Annotated in this window: 16 protein-coding genes and 1 riboswitch; of the genes, 6 read left to right on the top strand and 10 right to left on the bottom strand. The window is 40.8% G+C overall.

The genetic code is table 11. The annotated features are described in order from the left end of the window. Positions 1-33: 33 nt before the first annotated feature. The 10 genes from HRT55_RS11215 to HRT55_RS11260 form a co-directional block, all read right to left on the bottom strand. Positions 34-1,185, bottom strand: a complete 1,152-nt coding sequence (locus HRT55_RS11215; protein ID WP_291621275.1) for a patatin-like phospholipase family protein — start codon at positions 1,183-1,185, stop codon at positions 34-36. Positions 1,186-1,444: 259 nt separating this feature from the next. Beyond that, complete coding sequence (locus tag HRT55_RS11220) at positions 1,445-1,804, bottom strand: DUF3718 domain-containing protein (protein WP_291621276.1); 360 nt, start codon at positions 1,802-1,804, stop codon at positions 1,445-1,447. A 59-nt stretch (positions 1,805-1,863) separates the two neighbouring features. Further along, positions 1,864-1,966: riboswitch (cyclic di-GMP riboswitch) on the bottom strand. A 230-nt stretch (positions 1,967-2,196) separates the two neighbouring features. After that, positions 2,197-2,853 (bottom strand): 3-oxoacid CoA-transferase subunit B, encoded by a 657-nt coding sequence (locus HRT55_RS11225; protein ID WP_291621277.1) that lies wholly within the window; start codon positions 2,851-2,853, stop codon positions 2,197-2,199. A gap of 2 nt (positions 2,854-2,855) precedes the next feature. After that, positions 2,856-3,581, bottom strand: a complete 726-nt coding sequence (locus HRT55_RS11230) for a CoA transferase subunit A (RefSeq protein WP_291621278.1) — start codon at positions 3,579-3,581, stop codon at positions 2,856-2,858. Between the two features lie 65 nt (positions 3,582-3,646). Continuing rightward, positions 3,647-4,606, bottom strand: a complete 960-nt coding sequence (locus HRT55_RS11235) for a hydroxymethylglutaryl-CoA lyase (protein ID WP_291621280.1) — start codon at positions 4,604-4,606, stop codon at positions 3,647-3,649. Positions 4,607-4,608: 2 nt separating this feature from the next. Next, a complete protein-coding gene (locus HRT55_RS11240) occupies positions 4,609-6,669 on the bottom strand; it encodes an acetyl/propionyl/methylcrotonyl-CoA carboxylase subunit alpha (protein WP_291621282.1) in 2,061 nt (686 codons plus the stop codon). 4 nt (positions 6,670-6,673) lie between these two features. After that, positions 6,674-7,573 carry an enoyl-CoA hydratase/isomerase family protein gene (locus tag HRT55_RS11245; protein ID WP_291621283.1) on the bottom strand — a complete coding sequence of 300 codons (900 nt, stop codon included), beginning with the start codon at positions 7,571-7,573 and terminating at the stop codon, positions 6,674-6,676. Between the two features lie 62 nt (positions 7,574-7,635). After that, entirely contained in the window at positions 7,636-9,252 is a 1,617-nt protein-coding gene (locus tag HRT55_RS11250; protein ID WP_291621285.1) for a carboxyl transferase domain-containing protein, read from the bottom strand. Positions 9,253-9,566: 314 nt separating this feature from the next. Next, a complete protein-coding gene (locus HRT55_RS11255) occupies positions 9,567-10,736 on the bottom strand; it encodes an isovaleryl-CoA dehydrogenase (protein WP_291610996.1) in 1,170 nt (389 codons plus the stop codon). Positions 10,737-10,872: 136 nt separating this feature from the next. After that, a complete protein-coding gene (locus tag HRT55_RS11260; protein WP_291621287.1) occupies positions 10,873-11,265 on the bottom strand; it encodes a MerR family DNA-binding transcriptional regulator in 393 nt (130 codons plus the stop codon). A gap of 619 nt (positions 11,266-11,884) precedes the next feature. Between HRT55_RS11260 and HRT55_RS11265 the strand changes: the two genes are divergently transcribed. From HRT55_RS11265 to HRT55_RS11290, 6 genes are all read left to right on the top strand, one after another. Next, positions 11,885-13,084, top strand: coding sequence for an acetyl-CoA C-acyltransferase (locus HRT55_RS11265; protein WP_291621289.1), 1,200 nt, complete (start codon positions 11,885-11,887; stop codon positions 13,082-13,084). Between the two features lie 9 nt (positions 13,085-13,093). Beyond that, positions 13,094-14,251, top strand: coding sequence for an acyl-CoA dehydrogenase family protein (locus tag HRT55_RS11270; protein WP_291610991.1), 1,158 nt, complete (start codon positions 13,094-13,096; stop codon positions 14,249-14,251). Positions 14,252-14,351: 100 nt separating this feature from the next. After that, positions 14,352-15,140 carry an enoyl-CoA hydratase gene (locus tag HRT55_RS11275; protein ID WP_291621291.1) on the top strand — a complete coding sequence of 263 codons (789 nt, stop codon included), beginning with the start codon at positions 14,352-14,354 and terminating at the stop codon, positions 15,138-15,140. A 45-nt stretch (positions 15,141-15,185) separates the two neighbouring features. After that, positions 15,186-16,358, top strand: coding sequence for an enoyl-CoA hydratase/isomerase family protein (locus HRT55_RS11280; protein ID WP_291621293.1), 1,173 nt, complete (start codon positions 15,186-15,188; stop codon positions 16,356-16,358). 101 nt (positions 16,359-16,459) lie between these two features. Next, complete coding sequence (gene mmsB, locus HRT55_RS11285) at positions 16,460-17,350, top strand: 3-hydroxyisobutyrate dehydrogenase (RefSeq protein ID WP_291621295.1); 891 nt, start codon at positions 16,460-16,462, stop codon at positions 17,348-17,350. 10 nt (positions 17,351-17,360) lie between these two features. After that, a complete protein-coding gene (locus tag HRT55_RS11290; protein WP_291621296.1) occupies positions 17,361-18,131 on the top strand; it encodes an SDR family oxidoreductase in 771 nt (256 codons plus the stop codon). The last annotated feature ends 540 nt before the right edge of the window (positions 18,132-18,671 follow it).

The raw sequence follows: 18,671 nt of genomic DNA on the forward strand, positions 1-18,671 counted from the left end.
TAAGCCTTTAAGGCAAAATTACTGTAAGTCCCATTAAATTTCTAGAAAGGCTTTAATGGCTTGCTCTTGCTCCATGGCATCAGCGAAGCCTAGCCTTATCAATTCACTACAAAAATTCTTCTCAAAGAGTAAATAACTGAGAATACTCGACTCTGAGTCATTAGCTATGCCAACTCCGCGTAAAAGTATACGGATAGATAAGGGCAAATCGTAGTAATACTGGGCTGCAATAGCATTAAAATCATGACTTGGGTTTATGACAAAACTATCGATATGCTGTAAACCTTCGTTTGCCTTTCTATTTTTGGCTGATATTAACTTGAGAGTGGAGTTAATACGGGCCATGCGTTCGAGATCGCTATGCATGGTATCAGCAAATATTGAGTCCAGTAAATGACCAGCAATTGTTGCCGAGCTGGGTGGATGGGGATTGTTTTCTCTTGGGTGTAATGGCTCTTTGGGTTGATCTACACCAATGACAAATATTTTCTTTGCGCCTAAATGAATTGCTGGGCTTAAAGGCGATAGTTGATGCACTGAGCCATCACCAAAATGCTGATTCTTAATTTTTACTGAGGGAAACACCATAGGGATAGCGGCTGAAGCCATTAAGTGTTCAGTGTTTAGTTGGCATAATTCGCCGCGCCTTTTAACGCGTGACCAAGGTGGTGCCAGCCCATCAGATTGATAAAAGCTAATGGAGTCACCGTTACTATAACTTGATGCGGTAATGGATACTGCGGATAAATAACCTCGGGCAATATTATTATCTATACGGTTAAAATCGAGTATCTGGTCAAGCAATTCTCTTAGTGGTGCATTATTGAGTAAACAGTGCGGTTTTTTATTGGCATAATCCGCTTGAAAACTCGATAACATACCTTGGCTTATGTGACTAAAAACCCTAACAGGGTCACTATAATAGATACTTGATATATTGAAGTTTTTCCAAGCCCACTCTAGTTTCTTTACCCCTAAGTGAAAGCAGGAAGCATAACAGGCGAGTGAGGTGGTATTAATAGCACCAGCTGAGGTGCCAGAAAGGATAGGAAAGGGAATGCCGTGGTTTCTTGGGATGAACTTTGCTATGGCGGATAATACCCCAACTTGATAAGCAGCACGGGCACCACCACCGGTTAACACCAGCGCGTTCTTACTATTAAGGTAATTTCTTTTTAGTGTCATAGAGAATCAGTTATTTTTGTTATAATTTTTAACTACTTGCACAACAGTTATTGCTTAAGCAACTTGCTATTAAGTGTAAGTGCTTTTTATTTACTTCGCTAGGGAATATCAACAATATTATAGAAGGGCTGACTTTATCTTAGAGCAAAAAAAAGCCAGCTAAGCTGGCTTTTTAAATGACATAGAATTATTAAATAGTATTGCTTTTACTCATCCGTTTTTATTGCTAAAAGGTATTAACGTCTACTTTAAAATAATTTTAACTGCTAACGCGAGCGTTGGCAGCGTCTATCAATGGTTGCGATCCAGTTTGAAGGAATGTTAGGTTAGCCGAAACAACTTTCTTTGGTAATTTTGAAATCATCAAAGAGCCTGTTTTTACTGATCCTGAAGTCGATGCAAACTCTAATAAGTTTTTACCATTACACTGAATACCGTCGAAGATACGACGAATCTTTAATTTATTCGTCTTTAAAAATGAACGCATGCGTTTCTTGTCATCGGATGCTACGTACTGACATAAACTTGTCGCAATGTCAGCAGCTTGTGCCGTTGGTGTTGTTACAGCAGACGCTAATATTAAAACAGTGATGGTTGAAGCTATTAATAATTTTTTCATTTTATAAACCTTAATTAATTGAGTTAATAAAAGAAAAAACCACGGGATGTACCTGTTAACGAGGTGACTCCGCTGTCATAGATTAACTTGCTATAAAGCAAATATGTCCTTAGACCGGTGGTTTTGCGTAACACGTTTTCGCGTGTTTTGCCTTTTCTTTGTCAAAATTAATTATCACGTAATTGTAACCAAAGTGCAAGTTAAATGGGCCGAGTGGCTAGATTTTAGCGACTATTACTGCTAAGTAGTTAAGGTTTTATGCTATGTACGGTAGGTAATAAAAAAGGCAACAGGTTGATAAATATTGCCTTTATAAGTTTAACTGAAAATCAACTTCATACTTCTAATCGTACAAAGTGGACATTATTATTTGGTTACAAAATTGTACTGAATTATAATTTCATTTCTGCTATTTCACCGCTAACAACAAGTTCACCATCTGTTAACTTAATTATTTCTTCTACTGATACACCCGGGGCTCGTTCAAGCAAATGAAATTTACCATCCCTAATTTCAATAAAGGCTAAATCAGTTAATACTTTTTTAATACAGCCTTTACCGGTTAGCGGCAGAGTGCAGTTACTCAGTAACTTTGATACGCCGTGTTTAGAAGCGTGGGTCATAGTGACAATAATATTATCTGCACCCGCAACTAAGTCCATGGCTCCGCCCATGCCTTTGATTAATTTGCCTGGGATCATATAGGAAGCGATATTGCCATTAACATCTACCTCAAAAGCGCCTAGTACGGTTAAATCGACATGACCGCCACGTATCATGGCAAAAGATTCTGCAGAGTCAAAAATAGAAGCACCGGCGGCCATAGTTACGGTTTGTTTGCCGGCATTGATTAAGTCGGCATCAATTTCATCTTCCGTTGGAAATTGTCCCATGCCAAGTAAGCCGTTTTCTGATTGCAACATCACTTCAATATCATCTGGGATAAAGTTTGCTACTAAGGTCGGAATACCTATTCCTAGGTTGACGTAATAACCATCTTTTAGCTCTTGGGCAACACGCTGGGCGATTTGTTCTCTTGATAAAGCCATGGTTATGCTCCTTTTGCTATAAGCGGATCTGCTGGGCGTGTGGTACGTTGTTCAATACGTTTTTCGAAAGACCCCTGAATTACCCGATTAACATAGATGCCCGGTGTATGAATTTGATCAGGGTCTAATTCACCCACTTCAACAATTTCTTCTACTTCTACAACGGTGATTTTACCGGCTGTCGCGGCTAAAGGGTTAAAGTTACGTGCTGTTTTCCTAAAAACTAAGTTACCGTATCTATCGGCTTTCCACGCTTTGACAATGGCAAAGTCACCAACAATCGCTTCTTCTAAAATATAATCGCGGCCATTAAAACTACGTACTTCTTTGCCTTCTGCTACAGGTGTACCAACACCGGTCGCGGTAAAAAATGCAGGAATACCAGCGCCGCCAGCACGCATCTTTTCTGCGAGTGTACCTTGTGGGGTTAATTCTACCTCTAACTCGCCCGCCATCATTTGACGTTCAAATTCGGCATTTTCACCGACATATGAGGCAATTATTTTTTTAATTTGACGATTTGGTAACAACACACCTAAGCCAAAATCATCAACACCACAGTTATTTGAAACTAACGTTAGCCCCTTAGTGCCTTTGCGCTTTATCTCGCTAATTAAATTCTCGGCAATACCACATAAACCAAAGCCACCGGCAATTACCGTCATGTTATCGGTAAGTCCTGCCATGGCTTCTGCATAGCTTGCTACTACTTTGTCAAATCCTGCCATTTCTATCTCCTGCTATATAATTTGTGTCGTTTTTCGTTTATCACTGTTTATTTATTGATAATTGATTATGATTGCTGCTGTGCAAGGTAAGCGCTTGATACCTTAGAAATTGGTGGTTTTCGTAACTTATTACTGATAAACCAACCGGCTTGTAGCAACTTATCGAAATCTATACCCGTTGATATGCCCAGACCGTTAAGTAAATAAACTACATCTTCTGTGGCTACGTTACCTGAGGCACCTTTAGCATAAGGACAGCCGCCTAAACCTGCAATAGCACTATCGATAACTGAAATCCCTAGGCCTAATGCGGCGTAAATATTAGTTAACGCTTGGCCATAGGTATCATGAAAGTGAACCGCTAGCTGAGCTGTGGGAACACGGGCACTTACGGCCTGTAACATCTTAGTTACGCTGGCCGGTGTACCGACACCTATGGTGTCGCCAAGGGATATTTCATAACAGCCCATAGCCAGTAATTTTTCTGCCACCAGGGCTACTTGCTCAGGGGCAATATCACCTTCATAAGGGCAGCCAACAACACAAGAAACATAGCCACGGACTTTGATATTACGCTTTTTAGCATCAGCAATTATAGGGGCAAAGCGCTCAATGCTTTCTGCTATCGAGCAATTAATATTCTTTTGACTAAAGCTTTCTGAGGCGGCAGCAAAAATGGCAACTTCATCGGCATTAACGGCAATCGCCGCTTCATAGCCCCTCATGTTTGGCGTTAAAGCTGCATAAGTGACTTTTTCATTGCGCTTTATTGTGGTAAATACTTCCGCAGAGGTTGCCATTTGTGGCACCCATTTAGGTGAAACAAAACTGCCACTTTCTATATAACTAACACCAGCATCCGCTAATTGTTCAATGAGTGCCACTTTATCGGCAGCACTAATAGCCTTGCCATTAATGAGAGCTTCATTTTGTAAACCATCTCGGGGACCAACTTCAACAATCCTAACTTGCTTAGGTAATTGCTTAGGTAATTTTTGTGGTAATTGACTGTTTTGATTACTCATTGCTAAGCCTCTTCACTTTTGCTGGTAGCTTGTGTTGAAAAATCGAGTAATTCAGCACCACCATTAACCATATCACCGGCACTGAAAAACACTTCATTTACAATACCGTCACTTGGCGCTTTAATGGTGTGCTCCATTTTCATTGCTTCCATAATAACCAATGGCTGATCTTTGCTAACGTGCTCACCTGGCGTTACCAGTACACTTACCATAGTGCCATTCATAGGTGCAGTTAAACCGCCATGATTATCATCATCTTGATTTTCGCCATGATCAGGCAGGATTTGGCTAAAGCTAAATACGCCATGCTCTTGATAAAGACTGATGCTGTTCTCGTGATGAGCAACAATACTTTGGCTACGATGACCATCGATAGTTACCGTTATATTCTCACCTTCAATTTCGCCCTGGCAATCAACCGTATGGCTGGTCGTCCCGGCACCGCTAATCGTTATTTGGTAATAAATAGCGCTGGCTTGACGCTTTTGTTCAATGGTAATTGCATAGTCAATGTCATTATAAGCAAGGGTTAATGAGTGATTATGTGGTTCATTTAAACGCCAAGCATTTGTCATATGCCAAGGTGAGTGGCGGTCATTACTCAATGCTGCTTGTTCTTTGTTTTTATTTGTTAGCGCAAGCACAAGGTATAAGGCGGCAGTAGGTAATTGCTTCGTTAATAACTCATCATGTTGCTTTTCATCGGCTTGATGAAAAATAGCCTGGTGATTTTTTTCAATAAAGCCTGTGTCTATATCGGCATTTTTAAAAGCATCGGTGGTGGCCAAATTATATAAAAATTCAATGTTTGTGGTAACACCATCAATACGATATTCACGTAAGGCTTTGGCTAAACGTTGTAAGGCTTTTTCTCTATTTTCATCCCAAACGATGAGTTTTGCTATCATGGGATCATAAAAGACACTGACTTCATCACCTTGACGAACACCGGTATCGATACGCACATGTTTACTTTCTAGTGGCGTTTTTAATAAGTTTAATTGGCCAGTAGCAGGTAAAAAATCATTGCTTGGGTCTTCTGCATAAATTCTTGCTTCAAAGGCATGACCGTTTATGGTCAATTCTTCTTGTGTCTTAGGCAGTTTTTCACCAGCGGCAACACGTAATTGCCACTCAACTAAGTCTTGTCCGGAAATCATTTCAGTGACTGGGTGTTCCACTTGTAAGCGGGTATTCATTTCCATAAAGTAAAATGAACCATCAACATCAAGTAAAAACTCAACCGTGCCCGCGCCTTGATAACCAATGGCTTGCGCTGACTTTATCGCCGTTTCACCCATTTTACTGCGAAGAAACTCACTCATACTAAATGCTGGTGCTTCTTCGATGACTTTTTGGTGACGGCGTTGTACTGAGCAATCACGCTCAAATAAATACACAGCATTTTGGTGGTTGTCGCAAAACACTTGAATTTCAACATGACGAGGCTGGGTTAAATATTTCTCAACCAACATGGTATCGTCACCAAAAGAAGACATTGCTTCACGTTTGGCGGCAGCAAAACCTTCGGAAAATTCTGCTTCATTCCATACTTGGCGCATACCTTTACCACCACCGCCTGCTGTGGCTTTAAGTAGTACCGGATAACCCATGTCATCGGCAGCTTGTTTTAATGTTTGCTCATTTTGATCATCACCATGGTAGCCAGGTACTAAAGGTACGTTTGCTTCTGCCATAATGTTTTTGGCCGCAGACTTTGAGCCCATAGCCTCAATAGCTTCTACCGGTGGGCCGATAAAAGTAATGTTTTCTTGCTGACATGCTCGACAAAAAGCCGCGTTTTCTGATAAAAAACCATAGCCAGGGTGAATAGCTTGCGCGCCAGTTTTCTTGGCTGCTGCAATGACCTTTTCTATCACAAGGTAACTTTCACGAGAAGGTGAAGCACCAAGATAAACTGCTTCGTCCGCCATATGTACGTGTAAGGCATCTTTATCGGCATCAGAATAAACGGCGACCGTTAATATGCCCATTTTTTTGGCTGTTTTTATTATGCGGCAAGCAATTTCACCACGGTTAGCAATTAATATTTTACTAAACATTTGTTTATCCTTCGCTGTCGTTACATTGGCTGCTAGCTACGTGGTTGCTAGTTAGGTGATTGCCTGTAGAGGCACTTTGTTGCCAAGCAGGGCTACGCTTTTCAAAAAAAGCACTCAGGCCTTCTTGGCCTTCATTTGATACTCGAATACTGGCAATACGTGCACTGGTATCACTGAGTAGCGGTTCATCAATTTTCTGATAAGCAACATCAAAAGCAAGCTGTTTAGCTTGTCTCATCGCCGCAGGACTATTACTAAGTAGGGTAGCTATCATTTTATCTACCGCAGGCGTTAATTCGTCGGCGTCGACAACTTCATCAACTAAACCAATTTGCATGGCTTTATCGGCAAAAAACCGCTCAGCAGTTTGAAAATATCGTCGGGAGGCTTTTAAGCCAATGGCATTAACTACATAAGGACTAATGGTTGCAGGGATAAGCCCTAATTTAACTTCGCTCAGACAAAAGCTGGCTTTATTGCTGGCGATAACTATGTCACAACAGCTTGCTAGACCAACGGCGCCACCAAAGGCAGCCCCTTGGATTTTAGCTATGGTCGCTTGTGGCAGAAAATTCAAGACCTTGAGCATCTCTGCTAATTTATGAGCGTCTTTTAGGTTATCTTCATAAGAATAACCGGCCATGCGCTTCATCCAGCCTAAATCGGCGCCAGCACTAAAGCTTTTACCGTTAGCGGCAAGCACCATCACTTTAATATCGTCACGCTTAGCAATATCATTAAAAATATCGGTTAAGGTTTTTATAATAGTGTCATCAAAAGCATTATGTTTTTCAGCATTATTAAAAGTAACGGTAGCTACGCCATTGTCGCTTATTGTATAAAGCACCTTGCTTGAGTGACTTAAATTGTTTGACTTAGTTGAGTCAGATTTGTCAATCGACATATTTTTTCCTTTAGCTATTTCCTATGTATTATTTACCCTTATTCACTACAGGTGAGGGCAGGCTACATTCTGAAAATACCAAACTTGGTGTCTTCAATGGTTTTATTGAGTGACGCTGATATGGCTAGACCTAAAACTTGGCGAGTATCAGCGGGATCGATAATACCGTCATCCCATAAACGTGCCGAAGCATAATAAGGGTGACCTTGGTATTCGTAGTCTTCAATAATAGGTTGTTTGAATGCTTGCTCTTCTGCTTCGCTCCAGCTTTCACCTAGCTTGGCTTTTTTATCACGAGTAACTTGCGCCATTACGCCAGCAGCTTGCTCGCCGCCCATTACCGATATTCTCGCATTTGGCCACATAAATAAGAAACGTGGATCATAAGCTCGGCCACACATGCCATAATTGCCGGCGCCAAAGCTGCCGCCAATTAAGATAGTAAACTTAGGTACTTGTGCGGTGGCAACTGCAGTTACCATTTTAGCGCCATGTTTGGCAATGCCGCCAGCCTCATACTGTTTACCGACCATAAAGCCGGTAATGTTTTGTAAAAATACCAGTGGAATTTTACGTTGGGCGCACAGTTGAATAAAATGTGCTCCTTTTTCCGCAGACTCACCAAATAACACGCCATTGTTCGCGACGATACCTACTGGGTAGCCAAAGATATTGGCAAAACCACAGACTAAGGTATTACCATAAAGCGCTTTAAACTCATCAAAATTACTACCATCAACGATACGGGCAATAACTTCGCGTACGTCATATGGCTGACGAGTATCTTTAGGAATGATGCCGTAGATTTCATCGGCTTGGTAAGCCGGCTCTACTACTTTATCTAAAGATTGAATATTCAGGTTTACCGGTTTCACTCGGTTTAAGTTCTTAACCGCAGCGCGAGCAATATCAAGGGCATGATGGTCGTTTTGTGCGTAATGATCTGTTACCCCAGAGGTACGACAATGAACATCAGCACCACCTAACTCCTCAGCGCTAACTACTTCACCCGTTGCCGCTTTAACTAAAGGCGGTCCAGCTAAAAAGATAGTGCCTTGCTCTTTAACAATAATTGATTCATCAGCCATGGCTGGCACATAAGCACCACCTGCGGTACAAGAGCCCATAACCACAGCTATTTGTGGAATATTGTTAGCTGACATATTGGCTTGATTGAAGAAAATACGGCCAAAATGTTCTTTATCAGGGAAAACATCGTCTTGGTTGGGTAAATTTGCGCCGCCTGAGTCAACTAGGTAGATACAAGGTAAGTTATTTTCTTGAGCGATTGCCTGTGCTCTAAGGTGTTTTTTGACTGTGAGTGGATAGTAAGTGCCACCTTTAACGGTCGCATCATTGGCAACAATGACACACTCTTGTCCTGATACTCGACCGATACCGGTGATTATGCCAGCACAAGGTACATAGTCATCATAGACTTTATAAGCGGCGAGTTGTGATAATTCCAGAAAAGCCGAGCCTGGATCGAGTAATGCGTTAACTCGGTCACGTGGCAATAATTTACCGCGGTCTAAATGGCGCTTGCGACTTCGTTCACCGCCACCCAATTTTACTTCACTGAGTTTGTCGCGCAAATCATCAATTTGACTTTGCATATGGGCAGCATTGTCGACGAAGTCTTGGCTGCGGGTGTTTATCTTACTTACTAGTTTTGCCACGGGAAAACCTTATAAATTAGTTAGTAACAGTTTACTTTTTTGCGATTGAGTACTAATACTGCGTTGAAAAATGCTCATTGCACACGTCAACTGCGCTTTTTTGCCTGGTATTAGCACTCACTTGCTGCAAACTAAACTATTACTGGTTCAATTCTAACTCTGTGTTTAGCGTTTAATATATTTCTTTAAATAATAGCTATAGTGATTCAGCTTTAAGTTAAATGGTGCAATAAAAGGGAAAGAGCACGGAGTTGACGTGAGTCAATGAGTACTGTTGACGACTTTATTGCACCATCTAACGACAAGTTGGCTCGCTATTTAGATTCGTTAAACAATTCACGACCTATTAGCATACGACGGATCTCTGAAGTACCGGCGCCAATTTCATATAATTTAGCATCACGTAATAAACGGCCAGCAGGAAATTCATTGATATAACCATTGCCACCAAGTAATTGAATGGTATCAAGAGCCATTTTTGTCGCTAGCTCTGCCGCAAATAAAATAACGGCTGCTGAATCTTTACGGGTGGTTTCACCACGATCACAAGCTTGAGCAACCATATAAGCGTATGACTTAGCTGCATTCATCTGGGTATACATGTCAGCAATTTTACCTTGTACTAATTGGAACTCACCAATAGATTGGCCAAACTGCTTTCTGTCATGAATATAAGGTACAACTAAATCCATACAGGCATCCATTATGCCTAAAGAGCCACCAGATAAAACCACGCGCTCATAGTCTAAACCTGACATCAGTACACGTACGCCTTTGCCTTCACCGCCTAATATATTTTCCGCAGGTACTTCACAATCTTGAAAAACTAGCTCACAGGTATTAGAGCCACGCATACCTAATTTGTCTAATTTTTGATGGCGAGAAAATCCAGGGTAATCACGCTCAACGATAAATGCCGTAATACCTTTTGAGCCAGCACTGGTATCTGTTTTGGCATAAATCACATAAACATCAGCTTCTGGACCGTTAGTAATCCACATTTTATTGCCGTTAAGAATGTACTTATCACCTTTTTTGTCGGCGCGAAGTTTCATACTTACTACATCAGAGCCAGCATTTGGCTCACTCATCGCAAGAGCACCAACATGTTCACCGGTACAAAGCTTTGGTAGGTACTTTAATTTTTGCTCATGAGAGCCATTTTTACGTAATTGGTTTAGGCATAAGTTCGACATAGCGCCGTAACTTAAACCGACAGAGGCAGAAGCTCTGCTGATCTCTTGCATAACAATAATATGTTCTAAATAGCCTAGACCTGAGCCACCATATTGCTCCTCGACTGTCATGCCTAATAAGCCCATATCACCAAACTTACGCCATAAATCTTTAGGGAATTCATTATCAATATCGATTTGTGCTGCGCGTGGCGCGATTTCATCACGGGCAAAAGCATTGACCTGATCACGAATCATGTCGACGGTTTCGCCTAAATTAAAGTTAAGTGAAGTGTATTGTGAAATCATGATTTTTCCTTTTTGTTAAACTCACCTGCTGCTTAGCGAGGTAAAATAACGGTTGAATGGGCTTAGTTTGTTGGTGTTTGCTTATTTTATATTTTCTATAATTTATTGTGTTTTTTCATCACAGTAATGGCTAACTTTAATCAAGAGAATTGAGAATGCCTTTACAGTTATCTTCTAAATCATTGAGCTCAATTAATACCGCATTAATATCTTCAAGCTGCTGCTTTAAATCACTTTTTTTATCTGTAATCAAGGTCATTATGCTATTCAACTGAGTTGCACTGGTTTTATCGACATCATAAAGTTCAAACAAACGACCTGTTTCTGCTAAAGAAAACCCTAGTCGTTTACCACGGAGAATCAACTTTAATCGTACTTTATCTCTTTGATTATAAATCCGAGTCTGACCCTTTCTGGCAGGGGATAGTAATCCTTGGTCTTCATAAAAACGTATGCTTCGGGTGGTGATATCAAACTCTTTCGATAAATCACTAATTGAATACTTTATCGAAGTCAGTTGTTGGCTCATGTAATATTTACTCAAAACTTATTTATTGATTTATCTTATATGAAGTTGACGTTAACGTAAAGCTCGTTGGCGTTAGACCTTATCGTTGAATAACCAGTTTAAAATTCCAATCGTAAAGGGGTAACCCCAATGATTTTATAGCAATCTTGTCTATTGATGACTGTAACCGGTGAGTGTAATTAACTGCTTACACTTTATCGTTTGAATGATGAATAAGCCTTTAAGTTTACGTTGGCGTAAAGCTATTATTAAGTTAGGCTTGAGGAATTACTAATTATTATACCCAAGCAACCTCAAGATGCAGGGTTCAGCTGGAATTAGAAACGTCTTTAGACAAGGCATTGATTGAAGAGAATGGTTATTCAGGAGAATATGCTCCTGCATTCTCTAAGAAGCTACATCCATGTAGCGTCCTTCTCGAAATCAATAACGATGGATAAAACGTTTCTAAACCAGCCCTAGGGGACTATTGAGCAAATCATATTCATTGTTGCGTATGTAATTAAGGGAATAACCATTAATAAAATACGCGCCTTGATTATGAATCGCTCAGTCGTCCTGAAACGAGCATCTTGAAGTAGCTTGGGTATATATCTGATTAAATTTGTTGGAGAACCGAATGTCATCACCTGATCCTATTGTTATTGTTTCCGCGGTAAGAACCCCTATGGGCGGCTTTGGCGGTTGCTTTGCAAGTGTTACTGCCCCTGAGTTAGGCGCCAGTGCAATTAAAGCAGCAGTAGCACAAGCTAACGTAGCAACTGACCAAATTGACGAGGTCATTATGGGCTGTGTTTTGCCTGCTGGCTTAAAACAAGCACCAGCACGACAAGCAGCCATTGCCGCTGATTTATCTTTATCTACGGTTTGTACCACAATTAACAAAGTTTGTGGTTCAGGTATGAAAGCGGCCATGCAAGCACATGATGCCTTACTTGCCGGCTCTATTGATGTAGCCGTTGCTGGCGGTATGGAAAGTATGAGTAATGCGCCCTATATATTACCCAAAGTAAGAACAGGTTTACGTATGGGACATGGCCAAGTTATTGATCATATGATGCAAGATGGTTTAGAAAATGCTTATGATGGCATCTCTATGGGCTGTTTCGCTCAAGATACTGCCGATGAAGCAAGCTTTACTCGTGAAGCTATGGATGAGTTTGCTATCCGTTCACTTTCTCGTGCCAATGCTGCCATTGAAAGTGGTGCTTTTAAAAATGAGATCACACCAGTTACTGTGACTAATCGACGTAAAGAAACGCTTATTGATACCGATGAACAACCTGGCAATGCTCGCCCAGATAAAATTCCGTCATTGCGCGCAGTCTTTAAAAAAGGCGGCACTATTACCGCAGCAAACTCTAGTTCAATTTCTGACGGCGCTGCAGCGCTAGTGATGATGAAATTATCAGAAGCGAATAAACGTGGTCTAACACCACTTTGTAAGATTGTTGCTCATGCAACTCACGCACAAGCACCAAGCGAATTTACTGTTGCCCCGGTAGGCGCTATGACCAAAGTATTAGCTAAAGCAAATTGGACAACAGCAGATGTTGATCTGTTTGAAATCAACGAAGCCTTTGCCATGGTAACTATGCTTGCGGTTAAAAATATGTCGCTAGATATTAATAAGGTCAACATTCACGGTGGTGCCTGTGCATTAGGGCATCCATTAGGCGCAAGTGGCGCACGTATTATGGTGACTTTGATTCATGCATTGAAAAATAAAGGCTTAGCTGATGGTAGTAAGCCAAAAGGTGTTGCTTCTCTTTGTATTGGCGGCGGTGAAGCTACTGCTATAGCCCTTGAATTAATGTAGGAGTAAACCATGAATTTTGATTTAACCGAAGACCAGAAAATGTTTGCGGATACCGCCAAGCAATTTAGCGACAGCGAATTATTACCAAATGCCGCTAAGTGGGACTTAGAACATACTTTTCCAAAAGATGTTATCACTAAAGCGGGCGAGTTAGGTTTTTGTGGTTTATATGCACCAGAAGATGCCGGTGGTTTAGGGCTAAGTCGATTAGACTCATCAATAATTTTTGAACAACTCTCCATGGGTTGTACCACCACAACGGCCATGATGACTATTCATAATATGGCAACATGGATGATTGCCACTTGGGGCACTGAAACAGTAAAAGCAGCATGGTGCCCTGAGTTAGTTACCGGGGAAAAGTTAGCTTCTTATTGTTTAACTGAACCAGGCTCTGGCTCTGATGCGGCATCACTGCGCACCAGTGCAAAAGTTGATGGTGATCATTATATTATTAATGGTTCAAAAATGTTTATCTCAGGTGCCGGTGAAACTGATGTTTTAGTTGTTATGGTACGTACAGGTGAAGCAGGGGCAAAAGGTATTTCTGCCGTGGTTATTCCAGCTGACGCCGAGGGTGTTATTTATGGTAAAGCCGAAGATAAGATGGGCTGGAATGCTCAGCCTACCAAGCAAATTACTTTTGATAATGTCAAAATTCCACGAGAGAACTTACTTGCCAAAGAAGGCGAAGGTTTTTCTCTCGCCATGAAAGGACTTGATGGTGGACGTATTAATATTGCCACTTGTTCGATTGGTACTGCCCAGCAAGCATTAAATAGCGCTATGGCATATATGCAAGAACGAGAACAGTTTGGTAAACCCATTGCTGCTTTTCAAGGGTTACAATTTAAACTTGCCGATATGGCAACTGAGTTGGTTGCCGCGAGACAACTTGTGCGCTTAGCCGCTTATAAATTAGATCAAAATGATCCAGAGAAAACAGCCTATTGTGCTATGGCAAAACGCTTTGCTACGGATATAGGTTTTCAAGTTTGTGATGCTGCCCTACAAATCCATGGCGGCTATGGCTATATGAAAGAATACCCTTTAGAGCGTCACTTTAGAGATGTACGAGTCCATCAAATCCTTGAAGGTACCAATGAAATCATGCGGGTAATTATTGCTAGAAGGTTATTAACCGAAGGGGCAGGGCAAATACTCTAGCTAAAACTAGCAAAGCACATTTTATCAGTAACGCTAAGCTATCAATAATATTAGCGTTAAATAAAAATAAATATAAAAAGCACCTAGCAAAGGAAATCTAATGTCTGATTATTCATCACAGTTTTTAAAGGTAGAAGTAATTGACCATACTGCCGTTGTCACCTTTAATAACCCTCCAGCGCACACTTGGACTGCACAAAGTTTGGCAGACTTGAGTGATTTAGTTTTGTCGCTCAATGAAGACAAAAATATATACGCTTTGGTGTTAACAGGGGATGGCGCTAAGTTCTTTTCTGCGGGTGCCGACCTTAATGTTTTCGCCGATGGTGATAAACAAGTAGCTAAAGAGATGAGTGATATCTTTGCTCAGGCATTTGAGACCTTAGCTGCTTTTCGTGGTGTTTCAATTTCTGCCATTAATGGTTATGCCATGGGTGGAGGCCTAGAAGTCGCCTTAGCTTGTGATATTCGTATTGTCGAAGAACATGCCGTAATGGCATTGCCAGAAGCAAGTGTTGGTTTATTACCTTGTGCTGGTGGTACACAAAATTTAGCACTGTTAGTCGGTGAAGGCTGGGCTAAGCGCATGATTTTATGTGGTGAACGCCTTGATGCTGATAAAGCATTAAAAGTTGGTTTAGTTGAAGAGGTTGTTGCTCAAGGTGAAGGTAAATCTGCGGCAATCGCTTTAGCGGCTAAAGTCGCCAAGCAAAGCCCCGTAGCGGTAAGCGTTTGTAAGCGTTTAATTCAAAAAAATAGAATCATGCCTATTAATAAAGTATTGATACAAGAGCGACAAGCTTTTGTCGATTTATTTGATTCACTTGATCAAAAAGAAGGCGTACAAGCTTTTCTAGATAAACGTAAGCCTGTTTGGCTAAATAAGTAGTATCAATACTTTAAATAGCTAAACAGCCTATAAATAGGAAAAAATATGACTGATGTAGTTCTTTTTCATGAACTTAATTGTGATAACGGTAAAAAGGTTGGTGTAATCACCCTTAATTCACCTAAATCACTTAATGCCTTAAGTGGCGAGATGATCGGCCTACTGTACCCGCAGTTACTTACCTGGCAACAGCAAGAAGACATTGCCGCGGTGTTTTTACAGGGAGAAGGTGAGAAATCTTTTTGTGCTGGCGGCGATATAGTGCATTTATATGAGGCGATGAAAGATAATGCGCTGAAAAATAGCATTAGCAGTGAAGATAAAATTAAAGCGCTGATTACAAATAAAAATTTCGCACCAGAAATTGAAGATTATTTTACCCAAGAATACCAATTAGATTATTTAATTCACACCTTTAACAAACCCTTTATTGTTTGGGGTAGTGGTATTGTCATGGGTGGTGGTTTGGGCATGCTTGTTGGCGGCAGCCATAGGGTTGTTACTGAAAGCTCACGTATTGCCATGCCTGAAATTGGTATTGGTTTATTTCCTGATGTCGGCGGTAGCTACTTTTTAAATAAAATGCCTGCAGGTTGTGGTTTATTTCTTGCCCTAACAGGTGCATCAATCAATGCGGCTGATGCCAAGTTTTGCCAGCTTGCTGATTATTTTATTGAGCAGCAATTCAAAGATAATTTTCTTAATCAACTTAAAATGATTAACTGGGGCGAGACAATCCCATTAAATCACGATAAAGCTTCGCAACTATTACAAGAGTTTGAACAAGGCTCAGTAAGTAAACTGCCAACATCATTCTTAAGAGAGCATCAAGCATTAATAACTCAGTTAGTTGAAAAGCAAGACTTGAGCGAAATTGTCGCTGCTATCTTAAGTGTTGAAATAGAAGATAAGTGGTTTAACAGAGCACAAAAGTCGTTGAAAAGAGGCAGTGCTTTAAGTGCACAACTTGCCTATTCGCAATTGCAACTAGGTAAAGGCATGCCATTGGCTGATTGCTTTCGTATGGAGTTAAACTTAGCTGTTAAATGTGGTCACTTTGGAGAATTTCTTGAAGGTGTTAGAGCATTATTAATCGATAAAGATAATAGTCCTCAATGGCAATACTCGTCAGTTGAGGCAATTGATAGCAAGGTAGTGGATTGGTTTTTCGAGTCTAAATGGTCAGCAGTAGAACATCCGCTGGCTAAACTTGGCTAACTATTAGCTAACACAGAGTTAAACCACAGAGTTAGTGCTGGGTTAGCACCTAGTTATTAGATAAGACATATAACAACTGTAATATTTTTAAAGGAAACATCATGGCAAATATCGCTTTTATTGGTTTAGGTAATATGGGCGGCCCAATGGCTATTAACTTAGTTAAAGCAGGTCACCAAGTTTGTGTTTTTGATCTTTCAGCTGTAGCTGTGGCTCATGTTGTTGAAGCCGGCGCTAGTACCAAGGATAGTGCTATAGCATGTGTACAAGGTGCACAATTTGTTATCTCAATGCTACCGGCAGGCAAACATGTTGATGCAGTTTACCTAGCAGAAAAAAACGGCCTGATTAACCATATTGAGCCAAGCACGCTAGTCATAGACTCATCAACTATTGATGCCGCTACCTCATGCAAAGTAGCTAAAGCACTGGCCGAAAAAAATATCAATTTTGTTGATGCACCCGTTTCAGGCGGTGTGGGTGGTGCAGTAGCAGGCACGTTAAGCTTTATGGTCGGCGGCAGCAGTAAAGAGTTTTCCCAAGCCGAACCAATCCTTGACGCCATGGGCAAGAATATTTTCCATGCCGGTGAACATGGCGCTGGGCAAATCGCCAAAGTATGTAATAACATGCTGTTGTCGGTATTAATGGTAGGTACTAGTGAAGCATTACAATTGGGCCTTGCCAATGGCTTAGACCCTAAGGTTCTATCAAATATCATGAGTAAAAGCTCAGGTAGTAACTGGACCCTTGATGTTTATAACCCATGCCCAGATGTAATGGAAAATGTACCAGCATCGAATGATTATCAAGGTGGCTTTATGGTTGATCTAATGGCTAAAGATTTAGGTTTAGCTATGGAAACTTCATTAGCAAGCCAATCGTCTACCCCTATGGGAGCGTTAGCGCGAAGTTTATACGCTATGCATGCAGCTTCAGGAAACGGTAGTAAAGATTTCTCCAGTATTTTTAATCTATTTAATAAAAGCTAAGTTGAGACAAATGAAATTACAAGATAAAACAATCGTTATAACCGGTGGTGGTCAAGGTTTAGGCCTGACAATGGCAATAAGCTTTGCACAATCAGGCGCGAATATCGCATTGATCGATTTAAATGAAGAGCAATTAAAAGAAAGCGTTAAGCAAGTTACTGCAGCGGGCGATGAAAATATAAAAGTTAACTACTACATAGCGAATGTCAGTAAAGAAGCTGAAGTAGAAGAAACCTTCCAACAAATTAATAAAGACTTCGATGGTATCGATGGCTTAGTTAATAATGCGGGAATATTACGTGACGGCATGTTTGTCAAAGCTAAAGACGGTGTTGTCGCTAAGAAGATGTCCTTAGCAAGCTTTCAATCGGTAATTGACGTTAACCTTACCGGGGTATTTTTATGTGGCCGTGAAGCCGCAGTTCATATGATTGAAGGACGTAGAAAAGGCGTCATTATTAATATGTCTTCAATTGCCCGTGGCGGTAATATGGGACAAACCAACTATGCGGCCTCAAAAGCGGGCGTAGTTGCGATGACAACAACTTGGGCACGAGAGCTTGGCCGTCACGGTATTCGTGTTGGCGCTATTGCACCTGGTGTGATCCGAACAGCCATGACAGATGCAATGAAACCAGAGATGCGCGACCGGTTAGAGAAAATGAAACCTGTTGGTCGTTTAGGTGAAGCAGAAGAAATTGCTCATACAGCAAAATACATCTTTGAAAATGAATTCTTCACTGGTCGTGTTGTTGAAATTGATGGCGGTCTTTGCATGTAGTTTGTCTCATTACGAACTACTACTTGTTATTTGAGCGATATTTAATCGGTTTATTATTGGTTTGTTCGATCTTTGAACGAACGAACCAATATTAGTAAAAAACTAAAAATAACCCTTGATCAAAAATGAACACTCTCTATAATGCGCCCCAGTTCCAAGGGGTTCACGCAAATTGAATCATCAAAGAACTGTTTTGATAAGTTATCTACTTGCTTTTAAGCTAAATCAGTTAACTTAACGTTGGGTTTTAAAGTGTTTTAAAATACTTTACTTTTAATTAAGAAAAAACGTTGACTTCAAAACTCGGAAGCGTATTATACGCATCCTGCTTCGGGGCTACAGCAACGAGCAGCACTGATTAACCACACGGTTTTCAGTTAAGGTGAAGAGCGAATGCGACTCTCATCTACGTTTCAATCGAAACGTTTTCTTTAACAATTAGTTATCATGCAATTTGTGTGGACACTCACATTAATGTTGTTTTACATAGTTTGACTCTTTCGAGAGGAAAACAAAAACGCTTAATGAATGATGTTCATG

The sequence above is a fragment of the Colwellia sp. genome (genome assembly GCF_013214175.1).
Taxonomy (GTDB): Bacteria; Pseudomonadota; Gammaproteobacteria; order Enterobacterales; family Alteromonadaceae; genus Colwellia.

Coding starts and splice junctions, on each gene's coding strand:
- HRT55_RS11240 (WP_291621282.1), bottom strand. CDS start 6,669: ATGTTTAGTAAAATATTAATTGCTAACCGTGGTGAAATTGCTTGCCGC.
- HRT55_RS11230 (WP_291621278.1), bottom strand. CDS start 3,581: ATGGCAGGATTTGACAAAGTAGTAGCAAGCTATGCAGAAGCCATGGCA.
- HRT55_RS11255 (WP_291610996.1), bottom strand. CDS start 10,736: ATGATTTCACAATACACTTCACTTAACTTTAATTTAGGCGAAACCGTC.
- HRT55_RS11270 (WP_291610991.1), top strand. CDS start 13,094: ATGAATTTTGATTTAACCGAAGACCAGAAAATGTTTGCGGATACCGCC.
- HRT55_RS11290 (WP_291621296.1), top strand. CDS start 17,361: ATGAAATTACAAGATAAAACAATCGTTATAACCGGTGGTGGTCAAGGT.
- HRT55_RS11245 (WP_291621283.1), bottom strand. CDS start 7,573: ATGTCGATTGACAAATCTGACTCAACTAAGTCAAACAATTTAAGTCAC.
- HRT55_RS11225 (WP_291621277.1), bottom strand. CDS start 2,853: ATGGCTTTATCAAGAGAACAAATCGCCCAGCGTGTTGCCCAAGAGCTA.
- HRT55_RS11265 (WP_291621289.1), top strand. CDS start 11,885: ATGTCATCACCTGATCCTATTGTTATTGTTTCCGCGGTAAGAACCCCT.
- HRT55_RS11220 (WP_291621276.1), bottom strand. CDS start 1,804: ATGAAAAAATTATTAATAGCTTCAACCATCACTGTTTTAATATTAGCG.
- HRT55_RS11260 (WP_291621287.1), bottom strand. CDS start 11,265: ATGAGCCAACAACTGACTTCGATAAAGTATTCAATTAGTGATTTATCG.
- HRT55_RS11235 (WP_291621280.1), bottom strand. CDS start 4,606: ATGAGTAATCAAAACAGTCAATTACCACAAAAATTACCTAAGCAATTA.
- HRT55_RS11275 (WP_291621291.1), top strand. CDS start 14,352: ATGTCTGATTATTCATCACAGTTTTTAAAGGTAGAAGTAATTGACCAT.
- mmsB (WP_291621295.1), top strand. CDS start 16,460: ATGGCAAATATCGCTTTTATTGGTTTAGGTAATATGGGCGGCCCAATG.
- HRT55_RS11215 (WP_291621275.1), bottom strand. CDS start 1,185: ATGACACTAAAAAGAAATTACCTTAATAGTAAGAACGCGCTGGTGTTA.
- HRT55_RS11280 (WP_291621293.1), top strand. CDS start 15,186: ATGACTGATGTAGTTCTTTTTCATGAACTTAATTGTGATAACGGTAAA.